At 43.5% G+C, this 803-nt stretch carries 1 protein-coding gene; it reads right to left on the minus strand.

Features of this window, described 5'->3' with window-relative positions; all coding sequences use genetic code 11:
- Positions 1-803: replication initiation factor domain-containing protein (locus HMPREF0367_RS07190; RefSeq protein ID WP_035402788.1), on the minus strand; the 803-nt coding region annotated here is incomplete at both ends.

Raw genomic sequence — 803 nt, forward strand, 5'->3', positions numbered from 1 at the left:
TCGCTCCGTTTCTTGTCTGCTTCCTTATCCACAAAGCGTACATAACGGTTGATAATAGAAAATGCCGTCCGTTCAGCGTCATAGTAAGTCAGCAGGTCACGGACAGCATAATAAGCACGTTCATTTTTCAACCGTATTTCAAATCTGTTTTTTATGGGTGCTTCCTCAATGGGAATCCCAAGTTTGATGTACTGCTCATAGCTTTTTTCATAGACACAGAAGTACACCTCACTTTTCAGTGAACCGATATAAAGCGTATACCCCATACCAGCCTTGTCCTGTTCCTCATGCTTGACCAGTTCGCCGGAAGCATAGGACTTAAAGGAACGGAACACCGATACACATTCCTCATTCCGGCATTTTTCGGTCAGTTCTGGAATATCTAACATTCCCGTATGGTCATTGATGGCAAGGTCAAGGCGTTTCATCACACCACCGTCCACCAGAGCGTCCATAAGGAAATCATACCAGCTCCGTTCCTGTGCCAACAGATAACTTTCAAACTGGCGACAGCCTTTGCCTTTCAGTTCCAACAGGACACCTTTTTCTTCATCGGGAGAAGTATATACGAAAATATCTCCGATGTAGTAGTGTTCTGTATAACTGTAATGCCCGAAGTCCTCATGTATCATGTACTGAATATTGAGCTGTAAAATATCTTTGATGATATGTCCAATATCCAGTGTCGGAAACCGTATCCTCACATAATCAAACAGCATGGTAAGCGGTGCTTCTGGATTGAATTTTTCCAGAGCTTCCAGAAGTTTTACTTTCATTTCTTCTGTGACCGCCACCTTGCCGGA

The sequence above is a fragment of the Faecalitalea cylindroides ATCC 27803 genome (assembly GCF_000469305.1).
Taxonomy (GTDB): domain Bacteria; phylum Bacillota_I; class Bacilli_A; order Erysipelotrichales; family Erysipelotrichaceae; genus Faecalitalea; species Faecalitalea cylindroides.